The following is a 23036-nucleotide window of genomic DNA, read 5'->3' as shown; positions in this document are numbered from 1 at the left end:
CCGCCCCGTCCCCCGGAGAGGCACGCCCATGCTGACCATCCGTCCCGCCGAGGACTGCCGCTACGACCTGGTCTCGCTGGGCGAGATCATGCTCCGCCTCGATCCCGGCGAGGGCCGGGTGCGCACGACCCGCAGCTTCCGGGCCTGGGAGGGCGGCGGCGAATACAACGTCGCCCGGGGGCTGCGCCGCTGCTTCGGGCTGCGCACCGCCGTGGTCACCGCGTTCGCGGACAACGAGGTCGGCCGGCTGCTGGAGGACCTGATCCTGACCGGCGGCGTGGACACCTCGCTGGTCAAGTGGCTGCCGTACGACGGGATCGGCCGCAGCGTCCGCAACGGGCTCAACTTCACCGAGCGGGGCTTCGGGGTACGCGGCGCCGTCGGCACCTCCGACCGTGGGCACACCGCGGCCAGCCAGCTCCGTCCGGAGGACGTGGACTGGGACCACCTCTTCGGCACCCTGGGCGTGCGCTGGCTGCACACCGGGGGCATCTACGCGGCGCTCTCCGAGGTCACCCCGGACACCATCGAGGCGGCGATGTCCGCCGCGCGCCGGCACGGCACGATCATCTCGTACGACCTGAACTACCGGCCCAGCCTCTGGAAGGCGGTCGGTGGGCAGGCCCGGGCCCAGGAGGTCAACCGGCGGCTGGCCCGGTACGTGGACGTGATGATCGGCAACGAGGAGGACTTCACCGCCTCGCTCGGCTTCGCCGTGCCCGACACCGACGAGTCGCTGGCGGAGCTGGAGGTGGCGAACTTCCAGCGCATGATCGAGGCGGTCACCAAGGAGTACGACAACTTCCAGGTGGTGGCGACGACGCTACGCACCGTACGCAGCGCGACCGTCAACGACTGGGGCGCGGTCGCCTGGTCCGCCGCCAGCGGCTTCGTCGAGGCGACCCACCGCGCCAACCTGGAGATTCTCGACCGGGTCGGCGGCGGCGACAGTTTCGCCTCCGGGCTGATCTACCGGCTGCTCGCCGGCGGTGACCTGGCCAGCGCGGTCGAGTACGGCGCCGCGCACGGGGCACTGGCCATGACCACCCCGGGCGACACCTCGATGGCGAGCCTCAAGGAGGTCGAGGCGCTGGTGCGCGGGGCCGGCGCCCGGGTGCAGCGCTAGTCGTACCCCCGGCACGCCGAGCCGTTCGGCGGTGGCCCGCCGCCGTCCGGGAGGTGGGTTTCGCCGGCCACCCGGGTGATCACTCGGACCGGCGGTGAGCTGGGCGCATCCGATCGGATCTACCGCACAACTGGTAGCGCGGAGTAATGTTCTGCGTTCAACGCGTGCCGATCCCCTCCGGAGGCGTCACCAGATGGCCGGATCCACCCTGCGCATTCTCGTCGTCGGCGCGGGCATCGCCGGTCTGGCGGCCGCCCGCGCCCTGCGGCTCGCGGGATACCGGCCCGAGATCACCGAGCGCCAGCCGGCGCCGCGCGGTGCCGGCCTGCCGGGCAGCCGGCCCACGCGGCCTGTCGCGTTCCCGCAGACCGGTCTCTACCTGCCCGGCAACGCCGCCCGCGCGCTGCGGGAACTCGGCCTGGACGGTCCGGTACGTCCGCTGGGCCAGGTGATCCGGCGGCAGCGTTTCCTGGACGCGCAGGGACACGAGCTGTGTGAGGTGGACCTCACGAAACTCTGGGCGGACGTCGGCGAGTGCCGCGCACTGCCCACCGCCGACCTGCACCGGGTGCTGCTCACCGGCGCCGGCGGCGAGGTGCGGTACGGCACCGAGGTACGCGCGCTGGAGCTGACGGTCGACGCGGTCACGGTCACCTTCGCCGACGGCCGGCGGGCCGAGTACGACCTGGTGGTCGGCGCCGACGGCCGGCGGTCGGCGGTCCGCGCGCTGGCCGCGCTCGGCGGTCCGGCCCGCCCGGCCGGTCAGGTCGTCTACCGCAGCGTCGTCACCGGCGGCCCGCCGATCGAGGACTGGACCGGGCTGCTCGGCCAGCGGGCCGGATTCGTCGTCATGCCGATGGGCGCCGGCCGGCTGTACTGCTACGCGGACGAGGCCGGCAGCGTGCCGCCGGCGGACCCGCTGGCCCGGCTCCGGGAACTCTTCGGCGACTACGGCGGCCCGGTGCCGGCCATCCTGGACGGGGTGGAGCAGGTGCGGGTGGCGGTCACCGACGAGGTGCAGCTCGGACGCTGGTCCCGGGGCCGGGTGGTGCTGATCGGCGACGCGGCCCACGCCACGGCGCCGACGCTGTCCCAGGGCGCGGCGATGGCCCTGGAGGACGCCCTCGTACTGTCCCGGGCGCTCTCCGGGGCGGTCAACGTGCCCGAGGCGCTGGCCGCGTACGAGAGCCGCCGTCGGCCCCGGGTCACCTGGGTGGTGGACCGCACCCGGGACCGGGACCGCACCCGGGACGTCCCGCCCGCGCTGCGCGACCCTTTGCTGCGCGGACGCGGCGGCCGGATATTCCAGGAGCACTACCGGCTCCTCGTCGACCCGGCGTGACGACCGGGCCCGGACCGCGCCGTGGCGCCGGCGGTCGACCCGGGTGACGGACCCGCCGCTGGCGGGGACTATCCTCGCCTGCGAGATACGGCTCGCAGATCACCGCGCGTGCCGAGTGGGACTAACGACAACCGGAGGCCACTCGTGACCACCGTCGCACCCAAGCCGATCGTGACCCGGCCGTGGCCGGTACACCAGCCGGTCAAGGGCTCGGCACTCACGCGGCTGCTGCGTACGACGGATGCGAAGCAGATCGGGATCATGTACATGGTCACCGCCTTCGCGTTCTTCATGATCGGTGGCCTGATGGCGCTGCTGATGCGCGCCGAGCTGGCCCGGCCGGGACTGCAGTTCCTCTCGCCGGAGCAGTACAACCAGCTCTTCACCATGCACGGCACCATCATGCTGCTGTTCTTCGCGACGCCGATCGTCTTCGCGTTCGCCAACTTCGTGGTGCCGATCCAGATCGGCGCGCCGGACGTGTCGTTCCCCCGGCTGAACAGCTTCGCCTACTGGCTCTACCTGTTCGGTGGGACGCTGGCGCTGGGCGGCTTCCTCACCCCGGGCGGCGCGGCCGACTTCGGCTGGTTCGCGTACACGCCGCTGAGCAACGTCGAGCACTCGCCCGGCGTCGGCGCGAACATGTGGATCGTGGGTCTGGCCATCTCCGGTCTGGGCACCATCCTCGGTGGGGTCAACATGATCACCACGATCCTCACCCTCCGGGCGCCCGGCATGACGATGTTCCGGATGCCGATCTTCACCTGGAACATCCTGGTCACCAGCCTCCTGGTGATCATGGTCTTCCCGCTGCTGGCCGCGGCGCTCTTCGCGCTGGCGGCGGACCGGATCCTCGGCGCGCACGTCTTCGACGCCGAGACCGGCGGCCCGATGCTCTGGCAGCACCTGTTCTGGTTCTTCGGTCACCCCGAGGTCTACATCGTCGCGCTGCCGTTCTTCGGCATCATCAGCGAGATCATCCCGGTCTTCTCCCGGAAGCCGATCTTCGGTTACAAGGGCCTGGTCGGCGCCACCATCGCCATCGCGGCGCTCTCGATGAGCGTCTGGGCACACCACATGTTCTCCACCGGCCAGGTGCTGCTGCCGTTCTTCTCGTTCCTGAGCTTCCTGATCGCCGTCCCGACCGGCATGAAGTTCTTCAACTGGATCGGCACGATGTGGCGGGGCCAGATCAGCTTCGAGACCCCGATGCTCTGGTCGGTCGGCTTCCTGGTCACCTTCCTCTTCGGCGGCCTCACCGGTGTGCTGCTGGCCAGCCCGCCGGTCGACTTCCACGTCTCCGACTCGTACTTCGTGGTGGCCCACTTCCACTACGTGCTCTTCGGCACCATCGTCTTCGCGGTCTTCGGCGGCATCTACTTCTGGTTCCCGAAGATGTTCGGCCGGATGCTCGACGAGCGGCTGGGCAAGGTGCACTTCTGGTTGACCTTCATCGGCTTCCACACCACGTTCCTGGTGCAGCACTGGCTCGGCAACGAGGGCTTCCCCCGGCGGTACGCCGACTACATGCCCACCGACGGTTTCACCACGCTGAACATGATCTCCACGATCGGTTCGTTCATCACCGGCATCTCGACCCTGCCGTTCCTCTACAACATCTGGAAGTCCTACAAGGCCGGGCCGGTGGTGGAGGTCGACGACCCGTGGGGTCACGGCAACTCGCTGGAGTGGGCGACCAGCTCACCGCCGCCGTTGCGCAACTTCGACCGCATGCCGCGGATCCGCTCCGAGCGGCCGGCGTTCGACCACAAGTACCCGGAGCTGGCCGCCGGCCAGTCGCTGGCGGGCCCGCCCGAGGGTGGCGCCAAGCCGCTGACCAGCGAGTCCGACGACGGCGCCAGCTACACCGAGGACACCTCCAGCAACCTCGACCGGCGCTAGCCGCCTCGACGCCGGCCGCGGCCGGCACCCGGGACATCCCGGGTGCCGGCCGCGTTCCGTTGGCACGTGGTCCAGGCCGTGATCCGAGCCCGCCCGTCGGGTTGGTCCCTTCGGCCCCTCGGCCTCCGGGGGACAAGACCGGAACGAGCGTGATGCCTCCGAGGCATATCTATGCCTGGGAGGCATCACGCCGAGCGGAGATGTCACTTCCCGGCGGCAGGCGCGCTAGGGCGTACCGAGCAGGGGTGTCCCGTGCAGGGTGACGCCCTCCTGGCGCAGCGAGGTCAGGGCCTTCGCGGTGGTCGTGGCGTTGACCCCGGCGGTCAGGTCGAGCAGCACGCTGGTGGCGAAGCCCTCCCGCGCCGCGTCCAGCGCGGTGGCGCGGACGCAGTGGTCGGTGGCGATGCCGACCAGTTCGACCGTCTCCACGGAGTGCCGGCGCAGCCAGTCGGCCAGCCTCTCGCCGCCCTCGGCGAGACCCTCGAAGCCGGAGTAGGCGCCGGCCCACTCGCCCTTGTGGAACACCGCCTCGACCCGGTCGACGGCCAGCTCCGGGTGGAACTGTGCCCCGTCGGTGCCGACGACGCAGTGCCGGGGCCAGGAGTCGACGAAGTCGGGTTGGTCGGCGAAGTGGGCGCCGGGGTCGACGTGGTGGTCCTTGGTCGCCACCACGTGGTCCCAGCGCTCCGGCGACTCGGCCAGCAGCCGGGAGATCCCGGCGGCGACGGCGGCGCCTCCGGCGACGGCGAGTGACCCGCCCTCGCAGAAGTCGTTCTGTACGTCCACGATGATCAGTGCCCGGCTCATCTACGCGCCTTTCTCACCTGTCTGCGGTTAGGAGGCGGGGACCATGGTGACCGGCAGGGTCGGGTCGCCCGCGGAGAGCTTGAGCCCCTCCCAGGGGATGGAGATCAGACACTGCCGCAGGTGCGCGCGCGACTCCGCGAGCGTGGGCAGTTCCACCGGCTCGCCACCGGAGACGTACGCCCGCTGCAGTGGCCGGTCGTTCGGTTGCGGCTGCGGTACGCCCTGCGAGACGACGACCTCCTCGGTGGCCGTACCGCTGGGCTTGTGCCGGCGGACCGCGACCTTGCGCCCGCCCACCGTCGCCTTGTGTTCGGAGCGCTTGACCACCGACCGCCCCTCCACCTCGACGAGCTTGTAGACCAGGCCGGCCGTGGGCGCGCCGGAGCCGGTGACCACCGCGGTGCCGGCGCCGTACATGTCGACCGGCTCGGCGGCGAGCGCGGCGATGGCGTACTCGTCGAGGTCACCGGAAACGATGATCTTGGTTTCGGTCGCACCCAGCGAGTCGAGCAGCTCCCGCGAGTGCTGGGCGAGCACCGAGAGGTCGCCGGAGTCGATCCGGACCGCCCGCAGCTCGGGTCCGGCGACCGCGATCGCGTTCCGGATGCCCTGCGCGATGTCGTACGTGTCGACCAGCAGCGTCGTGTGGTTGCCCAGCGCGGCGACCTGGGAGGCGAACGCCGCCGATTCGTCGTCGTGCAGCAGGGTGAACGCGTGCGCGGCCGTGCCGGCCGTCGGTATCCCGTAGCGGCGACCCGCGGCCAGGTTGGAGGTGAAGCCGAAGCCGGCCAGGTACGCGGCCCGGGCTGCGGCGACCGCCCCCTCCTCGTGGGCCCGCCGGGAGCCCATCTCGATCAGCGTACGGCCGCGCGCGGCGGTCACCATCCGGGCCGCGGCCGCCGCGATCGCCGAGTCGTGGTTGAGTACGGAGAGGGTCAACGTCTCCAGCAGCACGCACTCGGCGAAGGTGCCGGAGACGGTCAGGATCGGCGAGCCGGGGAAGTAGAGCTCCCCCTCGGGGTAACCGTCGATGTCCCCGCTGAAGCGGTAGTTCGTCAACCAGTCCGCGGTGGGCCCGTCGACCACGCCGGTGTCCCGGAGGAAGCCCACCTCCGCGGAGTCGAAGCGGAACTCCCGCAGCAGGTCGACCAGCCGGGCGGTGCCGGCCACCACGCCGTACCGCCGCCCGGGGGGCAGCCGCCGGGTGAAGACCTCGAACACGCAGCGTCGGTCGGCGGTGCCGTCCCGCAGGGCGGCGCTCACCATGGTCAGCTCGTAGTGATCGGTCAGCAGCGCGGGGCGGAGGTTATGCACACTGCCAGCCTAAGCGTGTTGCGATCATCTCCGGCGCCGGTCAACCGTCAGCGTCGAGTTCCCCGTCGGGCATGGCCCGCAACGCCGGCCACAGCTCGCCGCGGCCCGCCACGCCGAGCTTGTTGTAGACCCGTTGCAGGTGGTTCTCCACGGTACGGGTGCTGATGTAGAGCTGCTCGGCGATGTTGCGGCTGGCCAGTCCCCGGGCGGCCAGCCGGGCGATCTGCCGCTCCCGGTCGGTCAGCGCGGGCTGCCGCACCGACAGCGCGGGCGTCCGGAGCACGTCGCAGCGGCGCAACAGGCCGGCCAGCCGCAGGTTGGCCTCGTGCGCGCGGGCCGAGCGGGCCGCCCGGAGCCGGGTCACCGCCCGGCTGGTCGCCTCGGCGGCGAAGACGTTCAGTTCGAGTTCGGTGAAGCCGTCCGCCACGGCGAGCAACTCCTCGCCGGAGTGCCGGTACTCGGCCCGCGCGTGCCGGGCCAGCAGCGACGGCAGGGGCCCGTCCACCGCCTCGCTCAGCTCGGTGAGCCGTTGCGCGACGCTCTGCCTCCGGCCGGTGACGGTCGGCTCGCCGATCTCGACCTCCGCCCGGCCGAGCCGGACCAGGTCGTGCAGGGCCAGCACCTCGTGGCCGGCGAAGCCGTCCTGTTGCAGCCGGGTGACGAGTCCGCGGAGCCGGGCGACCGCACCGGCATGGTCGCCGGTGGTGGCCAGCACGGTGGCCCGGGCCTGCTCGAGCCAGGGGTAGAGGATCGCCATCCCGGAGGTGTGCGAGCGGTCCGATTCGGCCATCGCCTCGACGGCGGAGTCCACGTCGCCGCGCATCGCCGCCGCCTGCGCGCGCTCCGCGTGGGCCAGGCCGGCGAAGACCTGGCTGGTGGCGAGCACGGCGCAGGCACCGAGGCTGGTCCGCAGCGCCTCGCCGGTCTGGCCGCGCAGCCGGGCCGCCTGGGCCCGCAGGATGGAGAGGTAGCCGGAGCCGAGCCGGAAGTCGCCCGCGTCGGCCAGGTCGGCGAACTCGGCGGCCACGATCGCGTCGATCCCGGCCAGGTCCCCGGCGAGCGCGAGCCGGGTGCCCCGGGCCAGCTCCAGGGCGAGCTGGAGGTACGGCATGTCGGCGCGCCACTGCGCGGCCCCGGCCGCCACCCCGTCCACGGCCCGGCCGCTGAGCACCAGCTCGCCCCGGGCGGCCTGCAGGTGCGCGATGGTGCACCGGGCGAGCCCCCGGGCGGCGACGGTCGCGGCGGGGCGGTCCAGCACCGATCGGCTCAGCCGCAGCGCCTCGGCGCACTCCAGCCGGTGCAGCCGCATGATCCCCTCGAAGGCGAGCACCCGGGCCCGGTCGGCCGGATCGGTCAGCCGCCGGGCGTCGGCGGCGATCTCGGCCACCGTCGACTCCCGGTTGAGCCCCCAGTAGGAGACCATGCCGCGTACGGTGAGCCACCGCGCGCGCCGTTCGTCGGAGGTGATCTGGTCGGCCACCGAGTCCAGCACCGTGATCGCCTCCGCGGCCCGGTCGCCGAAGAGCAGGATGGTGGCGAGCAGCTCGGCGGCCAGGTAGCCGCCGCCGGTGGAGAGGGCGGCCCGGGCCAGCCGGGCGGCCAGCGGCACGTCGAACTGGCTGAATGCCTGGCCGGCGGCCTTGAGCAGCAACTCCGGGTCCTGCGCGGTACCCGAGTCGAGCCGCCACACCGCGACCCGCAGCAGGTCGTCGCGACGCCGGGTGCCGGCCTCCTCGACCAGCTCGGCGAGCCGGGCGTTCAACCGGCGGGCCCGGGTGACCGGGCAGCGCCGCCGGACGACCTCGCCGTAGAGCGGGTGCCCGAGCCGTACGTTGGCGCGGCGGTCGTGGGTGACCACCCGGATCAGCCCCCGCTCCTCGGCCAGCTCCACATCGGAGTTGTCGGTGGCCCGGCTGAGCAGGGTCAGCCCGATCGGCTCGCCCATCGCCACCAGCTCGACCACCGCCCGGACACCCTGTTCCAGCTGCCCGATCCGGGCGTCGATCAGGTCGTCCAGGCTGGGCGCGAGGTGCAGGCGGCCGGTCCACCGCCAGACCCCGTACGTCCGGGCCAGTTCGTCACTGGCGTGTGCCGCGATGACCAGCTCGCGCAGCAGCAGCGCGTTGCCGGCCGAGAGCCGGTAGAGCCGTTCGGCGGACGGCGCGTCGACCGGGCCCTCCAGCATCGCGGTGAGCAGGTCCGCGCTCTCCGTGGAGTTCATCGGGGTGAGTTCGGCGTGGTCGACCAGGTCGTCCGTCCAGAGCGCGCGGATCGGCAGCGGCACCGGCTCGCCGCTGCGCAGCGTGCCCAGCACGGTGGCGCCGTCGGAGCGGGCGATCAGGTAGACCAGGGCGGCCGAGGAGGAGTCGAGCAGGTGGGCGTCGTCGATGCCGATCACGATCTGCCGGCCGGCGGCCTGCTGGTGCAGCGCGTCGACGGCCCAGTGCATGATCCCGGCCGGGGAGAGTCCGGCCGGTTGGTCAGCCGGCAGCACCTGGGCCAGCCCGCCGAACGGGATGCCGGCGGTGGCGATGTTGGCCGAGGCGGACCAGACCGCGCAGGTCTCGGCGGGCAGGGCGTCGAGGCCCTGCCGGAGCAGGCGGCTCTTGCCGACCCCGGCCGTGCCGCTGAAGATCAGACCCCGGCCGCCGGGACTGGTGGCGGCGGTGAGCAGACGGTGGAGTTCATCCGCTCGGCCAACGAACCTCCACCGATCCATCGGGGCAGCATATAGACCGATCGCCATCCGCGTGCACCTTGTGACAGAGTGAAGTTGAGTAGCGCACTGACTACCCATAAGTACCATGAGTTCTCGTAGCGTACATACATCGACACGCAGCGTTTCGATCCGGGCGGGGTCCGATGGTCCGCCGGGGCCGACGGCGATCCGGGGTGGCGATGACGACGTGGGATTCGATGACGTGAGGTCCGAGATGGCGTACCGCCCCCTCCCCGCCGGCGGTTCCGTCGGGCCGCCGGTGGCGACCGCCCGGCGGGCCACCCGGCTCATGGTCCCGCCCGAGCTGGCGCTGATCGAGTCCGCGGCCGAGGAACCGCTCGCGGTCGTCGTCGTCGGACCGTCCGACCACGACCGTCGCGCCCTGCTCGCCGGACTGCTCCACGGCGCCCCGCCGTTGCGGGTCCCCCGGGGCAGCTTCCTGCTGCTGCACTACGCCCAGAGCGTCACCGGCGCCGCGTACGTGCCCGGGCTGCGGTCGGCCCGGCCCTACCGGTCCGACCCCGTCGGCGCCGGCCCGGCCCTGGCCCGGCCGCCGCGCCGGGTCGAGCTGACCGTGCCCGACCCGCTGCTACGGCACTTCTCCCTCGTCGACGCCCCGGAGACCGGCACGCTGGGCCCGGCCGGCGGGCGGGTGGTACGGGACGCGGTACGCCGGGGCGGCGCGCTGCTCTTCGTGATCCCGGCCGACCGGCCGTTCCTCGCCGCCGAACTGGAACTGCTCGCCGAGATCGCCGGCGAGGTGGCCGTCTTCTTCGCCCTCACCCCCGGTGCCGACGGCGGCTGGTCCCCGGGCGGCGTCGAGACACACTCCGCCGCCCTCACCGCCGCGGTGCCGGGGCTCGCCGGCGTGCCGTGGTTCGCCCTGGACCCGGCCGCCGCCGACACCGCCTACCTGCGGCGCGCACTGGTCGACTGGGCCAGCGCCGAGGGGCTGCGCCGGGCCAGTGACAACTCGCCGGTCGTACCGGGCGCGACCCGTACCGTCCGGGTCGCCGTCGGGGCCGGCGCGTCCGGCTGGGCGGCCCGGCTGGACCACCAGGTGCGCGGCTGCGCCCAGCGGCTCCGCCAGCACATCGCGCTGGAGGTGGCCAACATCCACCTGCGCTGCGTACAGGAGATTGTCTTCGCCGGCGGCTGCCCCGGCCTGCCGGCGGCGCTGGACCGGGAGGTCGAGGCGCTCTCCCTGGACGTGGTCGCCGAGTGCGACGCCGGGGTCGACCGGATCCTCGGCGACGCCCTCGCCGTGGTCTTCGGCGAGCGGCCCGACGAGGGCGTACGGCGGCGGGCCGCCGCCGCGGTGGGCTGGGGGCTCGCGGAGAACCGGGCCGAGCGGGATCTCGACCGGGTGCTGTTGGTCACCGCCGCCGGCGGGGTGGAACCGGTGCACGGCTTCGGCGCGGTGGGCATGCTCGCGGCCTACCCGGGCGGCGGCGCCGCGGCGATCCTGCCGCCGATCGGGGTCGGCCTCGCCGGCGGCTGCTACCAGTACTGGCGCAATCCCGCGCACGCCGACGTCGCCCAGGCCCGCTCCTGGCTGCAACGGGTCCTGCGCGAGGTGGAGTTGGAGCTGTCCCGGGAGGTGACCCGGCGGTTCGCGGCGTTCCGGTCCTCGTTGACCGGGGTGCTGACGGAGGCGGTCCGGCACGGCAGCCTGCCCGCCTGAACCCGCCCCGGCGTCGCCTTCCCGGCGCGCGGCGGTGCTCCGGTTCATCGGTTCCGCCGCGACGGTGGCACGATGGGGGACATGGCGGCTCCACAGGTTGCACCGGTCGAAGCGCCGGACACCGAAGAGGTGCCGGGCACCGACCGGGGATGGGTGACGATCGTCTGGGACGACCCGGTCAACCTGATGACGTACGTGACCTGGGTGTTCCAGAAACTCTTCGGCTACAGCCGCGAGAAGGCCGAGGAACTGATGCTCGACGTGCACAACAAGGGCCGGGCCGTGGTCTCCAGCGGGGCGCGGGAGCGGATGGAGCACGACGCCTCCCAACTGCACGCGTACGGGCTCTGGGCGACGGTGGACCGGGCGTGAGCATGTTCCGCCGGCAGGGTGAGTACTGCGTGGCCACGTTCGCCCCGGACGAGGTACGGGTGCTGCGCAAGGTCGCCTCCGAGGTGGTGGGCCTGCTCACCGACGGCTTCGACCACACCGATCCGGTGGTCGCCCGGCTCTTCCCCGACACCTACCCGGAGAGCCCCGGTGACTCGGCCGAGTTGCGCCGCTACACCGAGGGCGACCTCAAGACCGGCAAGGTCGACCAGGCGGGTGCGGTCCTCGCGATGCTGCCCCCGGCCACCGGCGGCCAGGTACGCCTCGACGGCGAGGCGGCCGAGGCGTGGCTGCGGGCGATCAACGACGCCCGGCTGGCGATGGGCGTACGGCTGGAGATCTCCGCGGAGACCGACCTCGGTGACGAGCTCGACGACGCGGTACTGCACGACCCGACCTCGTCCCGGGTCTTCCAGCTCTCCGTCTACGCCTACCTCGGCTATCTGCAGGAGTCCCTGCTCGGCGCCCTGCTCGACTGAAAGGAAGGGCCCCTTCTTATCGCTTTTTGCATAGGAAGGGGCCCTTCCTAACCCCTCAGGCGCGGTCGAGGGCGGCCAGTTCCCCCTCGTCCAGGGTGAGGTCGACGGCGGCCGCCGAGTCCCGGATCGTCTCCGGCCGGCTCGACCCCGGGATCGGGATCACCAGCGGGGACCTCGCCAACAGCCAGGCCAGGCAGACCTGCTGCGGGCTGACGCCCCGGGCCGCGGCGACCTCCGCGAACGGGGCGAACCGGCTGCCCAGCTCGCCGGCCTGGGCGATGCCGCCCAGCGGGGACCAGGGCAGGAAGGTCAGCCCCAGCTCGACGGAGAGCGCCAGCTCCGGCTCGGAGGAGCGGAACGCGGGGGAGTACTGGTTCTGCACCGAGACCAGCCGGTCACCGAGGATCTCCCGGGCCTGCCGGATCTGCTCCGGGGTGGCGTTGGAGATGCCCGCCATCCGGACCTTGCCGGCGTCGACAAGGTCCCGGACCGCGCCGATCGACTCGGCGTACGGGACGCTGGGGTCGGGCCGGTGGTGCTGGTAGAGGCCGATCGCCTCCACCCCGAGCCGCTTCAGCGAGGCTTCGCAGGCGGCCCGGAGGTATGCCGGGGAGCTGTCGACCGTCCAGCTGCCGTCCCCGGGGCGCAGGTGCCCGCCCTTGGTGGCGACCAGTACGCCGGAGGTGTCCCCGCCGTAGCTGGCCAACGCCCGGGCGATCAGCGACTCGTTGTGGCCCACCTCGTCGGCATGCAGGTGGTAGGCGTCGGCGGTGTCGATCAGGGTGATCCCGGCGTCGAGGGCGGCGTGGATCGTCCGGACCGAGCGTTCCTCGTCCGGTCGTCCCTCGATCGACATCGGCATCCCGCCGAGGCCGATCGCGCTCACCTCGGTGTCGCCGATGTGGCGTTGCTTCATCGGGTGGTCCTCCTTCGCTCAGGGTCCCTATCGTGGACCAACCGGGTGTCCTCAGGGCCAGGTTTCCGTTCCGACCCGCGGTTAAGCCCCCTGGCGGCGCCGACCGGGTGAGGTCGGCCACTCCTCCCGCCTCCCGCCGGCCACGCGCGAGCGGCGGGACAGGCGGTAGTCTGGGTTCGTGCTGAGCATCGACCGGTCGATCGTCGACGCCATCGTCGCGCACGCCCGCCGGGACCACCCGGACGAGGCCTGCGGCGTGGTGGCCGGTCCGGCCGGCAGTGACACGCCGACGCGGCACATCCCGATGGTGAACGCGGCCCGTTCCATGACGTTCTACGAGTTCGACTCGATGGAGCAGTTGCGGGTGTGGCGGGAGATGGACGACCGGGACGAGGAGCCCGTCGTGATCTACCACTCGCACACCGCGACCGAGGCCTACCCGTCCCGCACCGACGTCTCCTTCGCCGGCGAGCCGGGCGCGCACTATGTGCTCGTCTCGACGCGCGAGCCGGACGGCGAGGAGATCCGCTCGTTCCGGATCGTGGACGGGGTGGTGACCGAGGAACCGCTCCGGGTCGTCGACGCCACGGTGGATCCCAACGCCGTCCAGTCCTACATGTTCGGGCAGAGCCCGGCGACGGTCGACTACGAGTGTTCCGGCCGCTGACCGCGTACCGCTCAGCAGCCGTAGTCCGTAGTCCTTCCCCCCGTACCGTCACGAGGAGCACAGTCATGGCCATCGAGGTTCGCATCCCCACCATCCTGCGCAGTTACACCGGCGGCGCGAAGGTCGTCGAGGGTGCCGGCGACTCCCTGAACGACCTCCTGTCCGACCTGGACGCCAGGTACTCCGGCCTGCGTGGCCGGTTGATCACCGACCAGGGCGCCCTGCACCGGTTCGTCAACGTCTACGTCAACGACGAGGACGTACGCTTCCTCGGCTCGCTCGACGCGAAGCTCAGCGACGGTGACACCGTCACCATCCTGCCGGCCGTGGCCGGCGGTGCGTTCGGCTTCGCGGCCGCCGCCGCGATGATCGGGCACAGCGCGGCGGTCGCCGCGGCCACCGGGCGCAGCGCCGCCATCACGCGCTGATCCGGGGGAGGCGGTCATGGCACGGTACGAGAGCCTGCTCGACGCATGCGGGGGTACTCCGCTCGTCGGGCTGCCCCGCCTGTCGCCGACGGTGCCCGACGGGGCGCCGCCGGTGCGGCTCTGGGCCAAGCTGGAGGACCGCAACCCCACCGGCAGCATCAAGGACCGCCCGGCCATGTTCATGGTCCGCGAGGCCGAACGGGCCGGGCGGCTCCGCCCCGGTGACACGATCCTGGAGCCGACGAGCGGCAACACCGGGATCTCCCTGGCGATGGTGGCGAAGCTGCGCGGCTACCGCCTGGTCTGTGTGATGCCGGAGAACGTCTCCGCCGAGCGGGTGCAACTGCTCCGGATGTACGGTGCCGAGATCATCTTCTCGCCCGCGGCCGGCGGCTCCAACCAGGCGGTGGCGACCGCCAAGCAGATCGCCGCCGAGCATCCCGACTGGGTGATGCTCTACCAGTACGGCAACCCGGGCAACGCGCTGGCGCACTACGAGACGACCGGTCCCGAGCTGCTGCACGACCTGCCCACCATCACCCACTTCGTGGCCGGGCTGGGCACCACCGGCACCCTGATGGGGACGGGCCGCTACCTGCGGGAGAAGGTCGACCAGATCGAGATCATCGCCGCCGAGCCCCGGTACGGCGAGCTGGTCTACGGGCTGCGCAACATCGACGAGGGCTACGTCCCGGAGCTGTACGACGCCAACGTGCTGACCCGGCGCTTCTCGGTCGGCACCCGGGACGCGGTGCTCCGTACCCGGCAGCTGGTCGAGGTGGAGGGGATCTTCGCCGGCTTCTCCACCGGGGCGATCCTGCACGCGGCCCTGGCCGTGGCGCACGAGGCGGTCCGCGCCGAGCGCCGGGCGGATGTCGCCTTCGTGGTCGCCGACGGTGGCTGGAAGTACCTCTCCACCGGCGCCTACGGTGGGACCCTCGCCGACGCCGAGGAGGCGCTGGACGGCCAGCTCTGGGCGTGACGGCGGATGGCGTTCCTCCGCTGACCTGTCCGGCCGGCGGGCGGGGCGGACCACCGTTATCCGACAAACTATCGAAGGTGACGAAACTATAGAAGGTGACGGAACGTAGCGGTAGGCGTCGAATACGGCCTCTGACGCGTACCGACCCGGTCGCCCGAACTGGCTGTCACGTTGGCGACAACTATCCCGAGATCTTTCTTGCGGCCAGGTGTCCCGGCGTAGGCTGCGCACCGTGACAGACCTTCCGGCTTTGATCATTTACGCATTGGTCGGCGAGCTGTCCGTGACGATCAGTGACTGCGGGACGACCGGATGCGACTGACCATCCTCGGCTGCGCCGGAAGTTTTCCGGGCCCCGAGTCGGCTTGTTCCGCGTACCTGGTCGAAGCCGACGGGTTCCGGCTGCTGCTCGACTTCGGCTCCGGGTCGCTCTCCGCCCTGCAGCGCTACGCCGGGCTGAAGGCCGTGGACGCGATCCTGCTGACACACCTGCACGGCGACCACATCCTCGACGCGGTGACCTACATCGTGGTGCGCCGGTACGCCCCGGACGGGCCCTACCCGCCGCTGCCGGTCTACGCCCCCAGCGGTGCCCCGGATCGGCTGGCCAACGCCTACAGCCAGGACGCGGGCGGGATCGAGGACGTCTACACCTTCTACGGCCTCCAGCCGGGCACCTTCCCGATCGGCCCGTTCTCGGTGACCGTCGACCGGGTCAACCACCCGGTGGAGACCTACGGCGTACGGCTGGAGCACGGCGGCCGGACCCTCTGCTACTCGTCCGACACCGCGCCCTGCGAGTCGCTGCTGCGGCTGGCGCACGGCGTCGACGCGTTCCTCTGTGAGGCGAGTTATCTCGACGGCGTCGACAACCCGCCGGATCTGCACCTGACCGGCCGGGAGGCGGGCGAGATCGCGACCAAGGCGGAGGTCGGCAAGCTGTTGCTGACCCACCTGGTCGCCGCCTGGGGCAGTGAGGCGGTCACCCACGAGGCGGCGGTCTCGGCCTTCGCCGGCCCGGTCGAGGTCGTCCGGCCGGGTGCGCGCTACGAGATCTGAGCCGCCCCGCCCGCCCCCCACGGTCGGCGGGAGCCACCTACGATTCGCCCGGTGAGTCAGCCCTTCCCCGGACCGCCCCATCCCCCGCCGCCCGGATCCGGCCCGTACCCGCCGGCCGCCCCCTATCCGCCGGCCCGACCGGGCCGGTACGGGCAACCGGTCCCGGCGGCGCCGGCACCGGCGGGCGACAGCGGTACCCCGCAGCACGGCGGATCGGCCAGCGCATAGGCTGCGGGGATGGCACGACCTGACGGGCGGCGACCCGACCAACTCCGACCGGTGACCCTGACCCGGCGGTGGAGCATCCACCCGGAGGGTTCCGTCCTCGTGGAGTTCGGCGACACCCGGGTGCTCTGCACCGCCAGCGTCACCGAAGGGGTGCCGCGCTGGCGCAAGGGCTCCGGCCTCGGCTGGGTCACCGCGGAATACTCGATGCTGCCCCGGTCGACCACCACCCGATCCGACCGGGAGAGCGTCCGGGGCAAGGTCGGCGGGCGTACCCACGAGATCTCCCGGCTGGTCGGGCGGAGCCTGCGGGCCTGCATCGACCTCAAGGCGCTGGGGGAGAACTCGATCGTGCTCGACTGTGACGTACTCCAGGCCGACGGCGGCACCCGCACCGCCGCGATCACCGGGGCGTACGTGGCGCTGCACGACGCGGTGGACTGGCTGGCCGAGCGGAAGGCGCTCGCCGGCAAGCCGGCGAAGGTGATGGACCGGTCGGTGGCCGCGGTGAGCGTCGGCATCATTTCCGGTGAACCCCGGCTCGACCTCAACTACCTGGAGGATGTGGCCGCCGAGGTGGACATGAACGTGGTCTGCACCGGCACCGGCGACTTCGTCGAGGTGCAGGGTACGGGGGAGGCCGGCGTCTTCGCCCGCGACCAGCTCGACGCACTGCTCGACCTCGGGGTGGCCGGCTGCGCCGAACTGGTCGAGGCCCAGCGGAAGGCGTTGGCCGGATGACCCGGGTACTGCTCGCGACGCGCAACACGAAGAAGCTGGTCGAGCTGCAGCGCATCCTCGACGCCGCGCTCGGTTCGGCACGGATCCAGCTGATCGGGCTGGCCGACGTGCCGCAGTACCAGGAGGTCCCGGAGACCGGGCTGACCTTCGGGGAGAATGCGCTGCTCAAGGCGCGTGAGGGCGTCAAGTGGACCAACCTGCCGACGATCGCCGACGACTCCGGGCTGGCCGTGGACGCGCTGGGCGGCATGCCCGGGGTGTTCAGCGCCCGGTGGGCGGGGCGGCACGGTGACGACCGGGCCAACCTGGAGCTGGTGCTGGCGCAGGTCGCGGACGTGCCCGACGAGCACCGGGGCGCCGCCTTCGTCTGCGCGGCGGCGCTGGTGCTGCCCGGGGGCAAGGAGCATCTGGTCGACGGCCGGCAGACCGGGCGGCTGCTGCGCGCCCCGCGCGGGGACGGCGGCTTCGGCTACGACCCGATCTTTCTCGGCGACAAGCAGGACCGGACCAACGCGGAACTGTCGCCGGAGGAGAAGGACGCGGTCAGCCACCGGGGCAAGGCGTTACGCGCGCTGGCCAAGGTGATGGCGAAGGTGCTGCCCCAGGCCTGACCGCCGGGTTGCGGGCCGGGGCCCCGGTGCCGCACCGGTGATCGGCTGCCGCTGTCGCCGCCGCCCGTGGCCAGGGTGATGGCGAGGGGTCCGGCCCGCCGACGTCACGTGCCGCTGCGGACGGACGGTGGCACGGCCCCCGTGGTGCTCCCGGCGCTACGGGGTCCAGCGGGGGTCGCGGCCGGTGAGCCCGAGCAGCCGGTCAAACTCCGGCGAGTACGCCGGCACCGGGACCTCGGGCCCGTAGACGCCCATCGCGCGGCCCTGCTCGGCGGTCTTCGCTACCTCACCGTACGCGTACCCGACCACGCGTCCGTCCCAGTCCGGGTGCTGGCCGGTCGCCTGGGCCAGGTCCCAGCCGTGCACCATGAACTCTCCCACCACCATCCCGCCGACCAGCCCGGCCGGCAGCTCGGTCGGGCCGCCCATGTGCGTCGCGCCCTGCCAGGCGGCGGGCTCGCTCCAAGCCGCGACCACCCGCTCGACCTGCGCCTCCACAGCCGCCGCCCAGTTTCCGCCGGTCAGGTCCAGTTCGGATTCGGCCCCGGCCGGCGGCGGCACGAGCTCCTTGCGGCCGGCGCCCTCCAGTGACGGCCCCCAGAACAGCAGGTGATTGAGCAACCGGCGCACGTCGTACTCGGCGCATGGGGTGCGGGCAGCGAGCTGGTCGGGCTTGATGTTGCGGACGGTATCGATCAGGGGCGTGGCGGCCAGGGCCACCATCTGCGCGTCGGACATGACGTAGAGGAAAGCACCCCGGCACCGGCGCCGTCTTGAACGTTCGCGACATAGCCTGTCGGCATGGCCCGGGACGTCCGCGAACTCGCCGGCGCGTGGAGGACGTTCCAGCGCCACGCCTTTCCGGGCCCGTCACCCGATCTGGCGCCGTACGTCGAGCGCTACTGGGTGGTCCGCTGGAACTACCGGGAGCCGTACCGGCAACTGATCGTCCCGTATCCGAACGTGCACCTGACGTTCCGGGAGGGTGCCGCGACGGTCAACGGCGTGCACAGCGGGCACCGCGTGAAGGTGCTGACCGGCGACGGCCGCGTCTTCGGGGTCGCGTTCCGGCCCGGGTGCTTCCGGCCCTTCCTGCGGGCGCCGGTTTCGGCGATCACCGACCGGTCGATCGACGCCACGGAGGTGTTCCCGGGCGACCTGCCCGCCGTGGCCGAGGTGGCGTCGGTCGAGGATTTCTGCGGGCCCGGCTGCCGGAGCCCGACCCGCGGGCCGAGGAGGCCGCCGGAATCGTCGCGCGGATCGCCGCCGACCCGGGAGTGAGCCGGGTCGACGTCCTGGCGGGGGAACTCGGCACCACGGTCCGTGGACTCCAGCGGCTGTTCGCCGAGTACGTCGGCATCGGCCCGAAGTGGGTGATCCGCCGCTACCGGCTGCACGAGGTGACCGAGCGGCTGGCCCGGGGCGCAGCGATCGACTGGGCCGAACTCGCGGCGGAACTCGGCTACGCCGACCAGCCACATCTCGTCCGGGACTTCACGAAGATGTTCGGCGAGCCCCCGCCCCGGTACGCCGCCCGCTACTGACCGCCGGGTTGTCCCGGAACACCGGAGATGCCCGCCTCGGCCGGTCTGGTAACCGTCCGTCAACCGAGCGGACCGACCTCGGCCTCGATCGCGGTGCGCAGTCCCGGGCCGGCGACCACCGCCCGGGCCGCCTCCAGCACCGGGGCGAGGAAGATGTCCGGACCGGGTGCGCCGGCGAACGGCCGGACCGCCGCCACCGCCGCCCGACCGGCCGGGGACGGGGCGAGCGGAGCCCGCAACTGCAGTCCCCGTACGCCGGCCAGCAGCTCCACCGCGAGCAGGCTGGTCAGGTTGTCCAGCACCGTACGGAGCTTGCGGGTGGCCGCCCAGCCCATCGAGACGTGGTCCTCCTGCATGCCGCTGGTCGGCAGCGAGTCCACCGAGGCGGGGGCGGCCAACCGGCGGTTCTCCGCGACGATCCCGGCGGCGGTGTACTGGGCGATCATCAACCCGGAGTTGACCCCGGCGTCGGGGGAGAGGAACGCCGGAAGCTCCCGGGACCGCGTCACGTCGAGCAGCCGGTCCACCCGGCGCTCGGCGATCGCCCCGACCTCGGCGGCGGCGATGGCCAGGAAGTCGGCGGCGAAGCCGAGCGGGGCGCCGTGGAAGTTGCCGGTCGACTCGACCCGGCCGTCGGGCAGCACCACCGGGTTGTCCACCACCGAGCGCAGCTCCCGGGCCGCCACCTGGTCGACGAAGTCCAGGGTGTCCCGGGCCGCTCCGGCCACCTGCGGCGCGCACCGCATCGAGTACGCGTCCTGCACGGCGTGCGCCAGGTCGTCCCGGTGCGAGTCCATGATGGCCGAATTCTGGAGCAGCCGGTGGATGTTGGCCGCCGACACCGCCTGCCCGGGATGCGGGCGGATCGCGTGCAGCTCCGGCAGGAACGGGCGCTCCGAACCGAGCATCGCCTCGATCGCCAGCGCGGCCGTCACGTCCGCCATGCTGAACAGGTGCGCGGCGTCGGCGATCGCCAGCAGCAGCATCCCGAGCATCCCGTCGGTGCCGTTGACCAGCGCGAGCCCCTCCTTGGCGGCGAGCGTGACCGGCCGCAGCCCGGCCGCCCGCAGCGCCTGCGCCGCGTCCCGGCGGCTGCCGTCCGGACCGAGCACCCACCCCTCGCCGAGCAGCACCAGGGCGCAGTGCGCCAGCGGGGCCAGGTCGCCGGAGGCGCCGAGCGAACCGTGCTCGGGCACCCACGGCGTGACGTCGGCGTTGAGCAGGTCGGCCAGGGCCTGGGCGAGCTGCGGGCGTACCCCGGAATGGCCGAGCGCGAGCGAGCGGATCCGCAGCAGCATCATCGCCCGGACCACCTCGCGGGGCATCGGGGCGCCGATCCCGGCCGCGTGCGAGCGGATCAGCGCGTGCTGGAGTTCGGCGCGGCGCTCCGGGGCGACGAACGTGTTCGCCAGCGCTCCGAAGCCGGTCGAGACGCCGTAGACCGGGCGGCCGGTCTGCTCGATCCGGTCCACGATGGCCCGGCTCGCCGCCATGGCCTCCACGGTGGACGGGTCGAGGACGACGGTGGCGGTGCCACGGGCCACCGCGCGCACGTCGGCGGGGGTGACGCCGGTGGGCTGGACGGTGACGACGGGACGGGTCACGGTTGACATTGCGGCACTCCGTTGTGCAGGACCTGGCTGATCAGTGGCACCCCTGGCCGGTAGGCCAGGTGCAGGTGGGACGGCGCGTCGAGGATGCTCAGGTCCGCCGGTACGCCGGGGCGGAGCACGCCGGCCCGCTCGTGGCGCAGCGCCCGCGCACCGCCCGCGGTGGCCGCCCAGACCGCCTCCGCCGGGGTCATCCCCAGCTCCCGGACCGCGAGCGCGATGCAGAAGGGCATCGAGGAGGTGTACGACGAACCGGGGTTGCAGTCGGTGGCCAGCGCCACGGTCACCCCCGCGTCGAGCAGCCGCCGCGCGTCCGGGTACGGCGACCGGGTGGAGAACTCGGCACCGGGCAGCAGCGTCGCCACCGTCTCCGACCCGGCCAGCGCCTCGACGTCGGCGTCGGAAAGATGCGTGCAGTGGTCCGCGCTGGCGGCGCCCAACTCCACCGCGAGCCGCACCCCGGGGCCGGGGCCGAGCTGGTTGGCGTGCACCCGTACGCCCAGTCCGGCGGCCTGCCCGACGGTGAGGATCGCCCGGGCGTGATCGGCGTCGAAGGCGCCCCGCTCGCAGAAGACGTCGATCCACTTCGCGTACGGCAGCGCGGCGCGCAGCATCGGCCCGCACAGCAGCCCGACGTAGTCGTCCGGCCGGTCGGCGTACTCGGGCGGCACCACGTGCGCGCCGAGGAACGTCGTCTCGGTGGTGAACTCGGCCGCGATCCGCAACGAGCGGGCCTCGTCGGCGACGGTGAGCCCGTACCCGCTCTTGATCTCGATCGTGGTGGTGCCCTGCCGCAGCGCCTCCGCGCGCAGTCGCCCGACGGTGCCGCGCAGCCGCTCGTCGTCGGCGGCCCGGGTGGCGGCGACCGTGGTCCGGATGCCGCCGCCGGTGTAGGGCTGGCCGGCCATCCGGGCGGCGAACTCGGCAGCCCGGTCCCCGGCGAAGACCAGGTGTGCGTGGCTGTCCACGAAGCCGGGCAGCACCGCCCGGCCGCCGGCGTCGATCCGCCGGTCGGCGGCCGGGGCGTACCGGGCCGGGCCGATCCAGACGACCTCGCCCTCCTCGATCAGCAGCGCGGCCTTGCGCCGGATGCCGAGCGGGCCGCCCTCGCCGGCACCGTCCACGTTGGTGACCAGCTCGCCGATGTTGTCGACCAGGAGGTTCACGCCGTCACCGCCCGGATCGCCGCGGTCAGCTCGGCCGGTACGTCGAGGGTGGCGTGCCGGCCCTCCCGGACCACCTGCCGGCCGTCGACCAGCACGTCGGTGACGTCGGCGGCGGTGGCCGCGAAGAGGAGACCGGCCGGCGGCACGCCGGCGGTACGGGCGCTGTGCAGGCCGACGGTGACCAGGTCGGCCCGGCGGCCGGGGGCGAGCCGCCCGGCGTCCGGCCAGCCCAGCGCGGCGTGCCCGGCGGCGGTCGCCGCGTGCAGCAGCTCCACCGGGGTGAAGTGGCCCCGGGCCCGGGTCCGGAGCCGCTCGTCCAGCTCCACCGCCCGGGCCTCCTCGAACAGGTCGACCACCGCGTGGCTGTCGGTACCGAGGCTGAGCGGGCTTCCCCCGTCGGCGAGTTCCCGGGCGGGTCCGATCCCGTCGGCCAGGTCCCGTTCGGTGGTCGGGCAGAGGCAGACGCCGGTGCCGCTGCCGCCGAGCAGCAGCCGGTCGGCGTCGACCAGGTGGGTGGCGTGCACCGCCGTCGTGCGCGGGCCGAGCACGCCCGCGTCGGCGAGCAGCGCGGTCGGGGTCCGCCCGTGGTACGCCCGGCAGGCGTCGTTCTCCGCCGGCTGCTCCGACAGGTGCAGGTGCAGCGGGGCGTCCCGTTCGGCGGCCCAGCCCGCCACCGTGCCGAGCTGGTCGGCCGGGACCGCCCGGACCGAGTGGATCGCGGCACCGACCCGGGTGTGGTCGCCGGCCGGGGTGAAGGCGGCGGCCCGGTCGGCCCAACCGGCGGCGTCGCCGTCGCCGAAGCGCCGCTGCGGATCGGCCAGCGGAGCACCATCCACACTGGACGTCAGGTAGCAGGTGTCCAGCAGGGTCAGGCGGATCCCGGCCTGCGCGGCGGCCTCGACCAGCGCCGCGCCCATCGCGTTCGGCTCGGCGTACGGGGTGCCGTCCGGGGCGTGGTGCAGGTAGTGGAACTCGCCCACGCAGCTGATCCCGGCCAGCGCCATCTCGGCGTACACGGCCCGGGCCAGCGCCAGGTAGCCGTCCGGGTCCAGCCGGCCGGCGACGGCGTACATCCGGTCCCGCCAGCTCCAGAAGTCACCGCGCCCACCCTGGGTACGCCCGCGCAGCGCCCGGTGGAAGGCGTGCGAGTGGGCGTTGGCCAGGCCCGGCAGGGTCAACCCGGGCAGCCGCCGCGCGTCCGGCGGAGCGGCCGTACCGGCGGTGACCGAGGTGAACCGCCCGTCGGCCAGCTCGATCAGCACGTCGGCCGCCGGCTCGGTCCGGTCGGGCAGCCAGGCGTACTCGGCGTGGTAGCGCACGGCCA

22 protein-coding genes are annotated in these 23036 nt (G+C 73.0%); 14 read left to right on the top strand and 8 right to left on the bottom strand.

Translation table 11 applies throughout. The features are described 5' to 3' along the window. Positions 1-28: 28 nt before the first annotated feature. The 3 genes from ACQEUR_RS12240 (at position 29) to ctaD (ending at position 4370) form a co-directional block, all read left to right on the top strand. A complete protein-coding gene (locus tag ACQEUR_RS12240) occupies positions 29-1126 on the top strand; it encodes a sugar kinase (protein ID WP_433029578.1) in 1098 nt (365 codons plus the stop codon). A gap of 193 nt (positions 1127-1319) precedes the next feature. Next, positions 1320-2468: an FAD-dependent monooxygenase gene (locus ACQEUR_RS12235; RefSeq protein ID WP_433029576.1), complete on the top strand. Its 1149-nt coding sequence runs from the start codon at positions 1320-1322 to the stop codon at positions 2466-2468. A gap of 144 nt (positions 2469-2612) precedes the next feature. Further along, complete coding sequence (ctaD, locus tag ACQEUR_RS12230) at positions 2613-4370, top strand: aa3-type cytochrome oxidase subunit I (protein ID WP_433029574.1); 1758 nt, start codon at positions 2613-2615, stop codon at positions 4368-4370. Between the two features lie 225 nt (positions 4371-4595). Here ctaD and ACQEUR_RS12225 read toward each other — a convergent pair whose 3' ends face one another. The 3 genes from ACQEUR_RS12225 to ACQEUR_RS12215 are packed head-to-tail and all read right to left on the bottom strand — an operon-like array spanning position 4596 to position 9210. Further along, on the bottom strand, positions 4596-5177 hold the full coding sequence (locus tag ACQEUR_RS12225) for an isochorismatase family protein (RefSeq protein WP_433029572.1): 582 nt from the start codon (positions 5175-5177) through the stop codon (positions 4596-4598). 27 nt (positions 5178-5204) lie between these two features. After that, positions 5205-6491: a nicotinate phosphoribosyltransferase gene (locus tag ACQEUR_RS12220; protein ID WP_433029570.1), complete on the bottom strand. Its 1287-nt coding sequence runs from the start codon at positions 6489-6491 to the stop codon at positions 5205-5207. 40 nt (positions 6492-6531) lie between these two features. Beyond that, on the bottom strand, positions 6532-9210 hold the full coding sequence (locus tag ACQEUR_RS12215; protein ID WP_433029568.1) for a LuxR C-terminal-related transcriptional regulator: 2679 nt from the start codon (positions 9208-9210) through the stop codon (positions 6532-6534). Between the two features lie 214 nt (positions 9211-9424). Between ACQEUR_RS12215 and ACQEUR_RS12210 the strand changes: the two genes are divergently transcribed. The 3 genes from ACQEUR_RS12210 to ACQEUR_RS12200 all read left to right on the top strand — a co-directional run bounded on the left by ACQEUR_RS12210 (position 9425) and on the right by ACQEUR_RS12200 (position 11763). Next, positions 9425-10894: a hypothetical protein gene (locus tag ACQEUR_RS12210; protein ID WP_433029566.1), complete on the top strand. Its 1470-nt coding sequence runs from the start codon at positions 9425-9427 to the stop codon at positions 10892-10894. 81 nt (positions 10895-10975) lie between these two features. After that, positions 10976-11266: an ATP-dependent Clp protease adapter ClpS gene (gene clpS / locus ACQEUR_RS12205; protein WP_433029564.1), complete on the top strand. Its 291-nt coding sequence runs from the start codon at positions 10976-10978 to the stop codon at positions 11264-11266. Continuing rightward, positions 11242-11763: a DUF2017 domain-containing protein gene (locus ACQEUR_RS12200; protein WP_433030019.1), complete on the top strand. Its 522-nt coding sequence runs from the start codon at positions 11242-11244 to the stop codon at positions 11761-11763. The genes clpS and ACQEUR_RS12200 overlap by 25 nt, the downstream gene beginning before the upstream one ends. Positions 11764-11818: 55 nt before the next feature. Here ACQEUR_RS12200 and ACQEUR_RS12195 read toward each other — a convergent pair whose 3' ends face one another. Further along, positions 11819-12679 carry an aldo/keto reductase gene (locus ACQEUR_RS12195; RefSeq protein WP_433029562.1) on the bottom strand — a complete coding sequence of 287 codons (861 nt, stop codon included), beginning with the start codon at positions 12677-12679 and terminating at the stop codon, positions 11819-11821. A 178-nt stretch (positions 12680-12857) separates the two neighbouring features. Between ACQEUR_RS12195 and ACQEUR_RS12190 the strand changes: the two genes are divergently transcribed. The 6 genes from ACQEUR_RS12190 (at position 12858) to rdgB (ending at position 17392) form a co-directional block, all read left to right on the top strand. Then, the gene (locus ACQEUR_RS12190; RefSeq protein WP_433029560.1) at positions 12858-13346 is read left to right on the top strand and encodes a Mov34/MPN/PAD-1 family protein; all 489 of its coding nucleotides are present in this window, start codon (positions 12858-12860) and stop codon (positions 13344-13346) included. Positions 13347-13411: 65 nt separating this feature from the next. Continuing rightward, positions 13412-13774 (top strand): MoaD family protein, encoded by a 363-nt coding sequence (locus ACQEUR_RS12185; RefSeq protein WP_433029558.1) that lies wholly within the window; start codon positions 13412-13414, stop codon positions 13772-13774. 16 nt (positions 13775-13790) lie between these two features. Beyond that, positions 13791-14756: a PLP-dependent cysteine synthase family protein gene (locus ACQEUR_RS12180; protein WP_433029556.1), complete on the top strand. Its 966-nt coding sequence runs from the start codon at positions 13791-13793 to the stop codon at positions 14754-14756. A gap of 312 nt (positions 14757-15068) precedes the next feature. Beyond that, positions 15069-15815 carry an MBL fold metallo-hydrolase gene (locus ACQEUR_RS12175; protein ID WP_433029554.1) on the top strand — a complete coding sequence of 249 codons (747 nt, stop codon included), beginning with the start codon at positions 15069-15071 and terminating at the stop codon, positions 15813-15815. A gap of 237 nt (positions 15816-16052) precedes the next feature. Beyond that, the gene (gene rph, locus ACQEUR_RS12170; protein WP_433029552.1) at positions 16053-16781 is read left to right on the top strand and encodes a ribonuclease PH; all 729 of its coding nucleotides are present in this window, start codon (positions 16053-16055) and stop codon (positions 16779-16781) included. Further along, positions 16778-17392: an RdgB/HAM1 family non-canonical purine NTP pyrophosphatase gene (gene rdgB, locus ACQEUR_RS12165; protein WP_433029550.1), complete on the top strand. Its 615-nt coding sequence runs from the start codon at positions 16778-16780 to the stop codon at positions 17390-17392. Before rph ends, rdgB begins: the two co-directional genes overlap by 4 nt. 156 nt (positions 17393-17548) lie before the next feature. On the opposite strand, the gene ACQEUR_RS12160 is transcribed toward rdgB, so the two are convergent. Then, a complete protein-coding gene (locus ACQEUR_RS12160; RefSeq protein ID WP_433029548.1) occupies positions 17549-18130 on the bottom strand; it encodes a TIGR03086 family metal-binding protein in 582 nt (193 codons plus the stop codon). Between the two features lie 63 nt (positions 18131-18193). Here ACQEUR_RS12160 and ACQEUR_RS12155 point away from each other — a divergent pair, with 63 nt between their 5' ends. Together ACQEUR_RS12155 and ACQEUR_RS12150 are read left to right on the top strand one after the other, a co-directional pair. After that, entirely contained in the window at positions 18194-18673 is a 480-nt protein-coding gene (locus ACQEUR_RS12155) for a DUF6597 domain-containing transcriptional factor (protein ID WP_433029546.1), read from the top strand. Further along, entirely contained in the window at positions 18670-18936 is a 267-nt protein-coding gene (locus ACQEUR_RS12150; protein ID WP_433029544.1) for a helix-turn-helix domain-containing protein, read from the top strand. The genes ACQEUR_RS12155 and ACQEUR_RS12150 overlap by 4 nt, the downstream gene beginning before the upstream one ends. 59 nt (positions 18937-18995) lie before the next feature. Here the strand turns inward: ACQEUR_RS12150 and hutH are convergent, their stop codons facing one another. From hutH to ACQEUR_RS12135, 3 genes are read right to left on the bottom strand one after another with little or no spacing between them, the layout of a single operon-like run. Continuing rightward, the gene (hutH, locus tag ACQEUR_RS12145; RefSeq protein WP_433029542.1) at positions 18996-20549 is read right to left on the bottom strand and encodes a histidine ammonia-lyase; all 1554 of its coding nucleotides are present in this window, start codon (positions 20547-20549) and stop codon (positions 18996-18998) included. After that, positions 20537-21712 (bottom strand): imidazolonepropionase, encoded by a 1176-nt coding sequence (gene hutI / locus ACQEUR_RS12140; protein WP_433029540.1) that lies wholly within the window; start codon positions 21710-21712, stop codon positions 20537-20539. The genes hutH and hutI overlap by 13 nt, the downstream gene beginning before the upstream one ends. Then, positions 21709-23031, bottom strand: a complete 1323-nt coding sequence (locus ACQEUR_RS12135; RefSeq protein ID WP_433030017.1) for a formimidoylglutamate deiminase — start codon at positions 23029-23031, stop codon at positions 21709-21711. Before ACQEUR_RS12135 ends, hutI begins: the two co-directional genes overlap by 4 nt. Positions 23032-23036 lie beyond the last annotated feature (5 nt).

Origin of the sequence: Plantactinospora sp. CA-290183, assembly GCF_050936375.1 — a bacterium.
In the GTDB taxonomy this organism is placed as follows: Bacteria; Actinomycetota; Actinomycetes; order Mycobacteriales; family Micromonosporaceae; genus Plantactinospora.
This window is presented reverse-complemented; position numbering and strand designations above follow the sequence as displayed.

Excerpts from the sequence above, each read along its gene's own strand:
- rph (WP_433029552.1), top strand. The coding sequence starts at position 16,053 with ATGGCACGACCTGACGGGCGGCGACCCGACCAACTCCGACCGGTGACC.
- ACQEUR_RS12155 (WP_433029546.1), top strand. The coding sequence starts at position 18,194 with ATGGCCCGGGACGTCCGCGAACTCGCCGGCGCGTGGAGGACGTTCCAG.
- ACQEUR_RS12195 (WP_433029562.1), bottom strand. The coding sequence starts at position 12,679 with ATGAAGCAACGCCACATCGGCGACACCGAGGTGAGCGCGATCGGCCTC.
- ACQEUR_RS12185 (WP_433029558.1), top strand. The coding sequence starts at position 13,412 with ATGGCCATCGAGGTTCGCATCCCCACCATCCTGCGCAGTTACACCGGC.
- ACQEUR_RS12215 (WP_433029568.1), bottom strand. The coding sequence starts at position 9,210 with ATGGATCGGTGGAGGTTCGTTGGCCGAGCGGATGAACTCCACCGTCTG.
- rdgB (WP_433029550.1), top strand. The coding sequence starts at position 16,778 with ATGACCCGGGTACTGCTCGCGACGCGCAACACGAAGAAGCTGGTCGAG.
- ACQEUR_RS12175 (WP_433029554.1), top strand. The coding sequence starts at position 15,069 with ATGCGACTGACCATCCTCGGCTGCGCCGGAAGTTTTCCGGGCCCCGAG.
- ACQEUR_RS12225 (WP_433029572.1), bottom strand. The coding sequence starts at position 5,177 with ATGAGCCGGGCACTGATCATCGTGGACGTACAGAACGACTTCTGCGAG.
- ACQEUR_RS12160 (WP_433029548.1), bottom strand. The coding sequence starts at position 18,130 with ATGTCCGACGCGCAGATGGTGGCCCTGGCCGCCACGCCCCTGATCGAT.
- clpS (WP_433029564.1), top strand. The coding sequence starts at position 10,976 with ATGGCGGCTCCACAGGTTGCACCGGTCGAAGCGCCGGACACCGAAGAG.
- ACQEUR_RS12235 (WP_433029576.1), top strand. The coding sequence starts at position 1,320 with ATGGCCGGATCCACCCTGCGCATTCTCGTCGTCGGCGCGGGCATCGCC.
- ACQEUR_RS12210 (WP_433029566.1), top strand. The coding sequence starts at position 9,425 with ATGGCGTACCGCCCCCTCCCCGCCGGCGGTTCCGTCGGGCCGCCGGTG.
- ACQEUR_RS12240 (WP_433029578.1), top strand. The coding sequence starts at position 29 with ATGCTGACCATCCGTCCCGCCGAGGACTGCCGCTACGACCTGGTCTCG.
- ACQEUR_RS12180 (WP_433029556.1), top strand. The coding sequence starts at position 13,791 with ATGGCACGGTACGAGAGCCTGCTCGACGCATGCGGGGGTACTCCGCTC.
- hutH (WP_433029542.1), bottom strand. The coding sequence starts at position 20,549 with ATGTCAACCGTGACCCGTCCCGTCGTCACCGTCCAGCCCACCGGCGTC.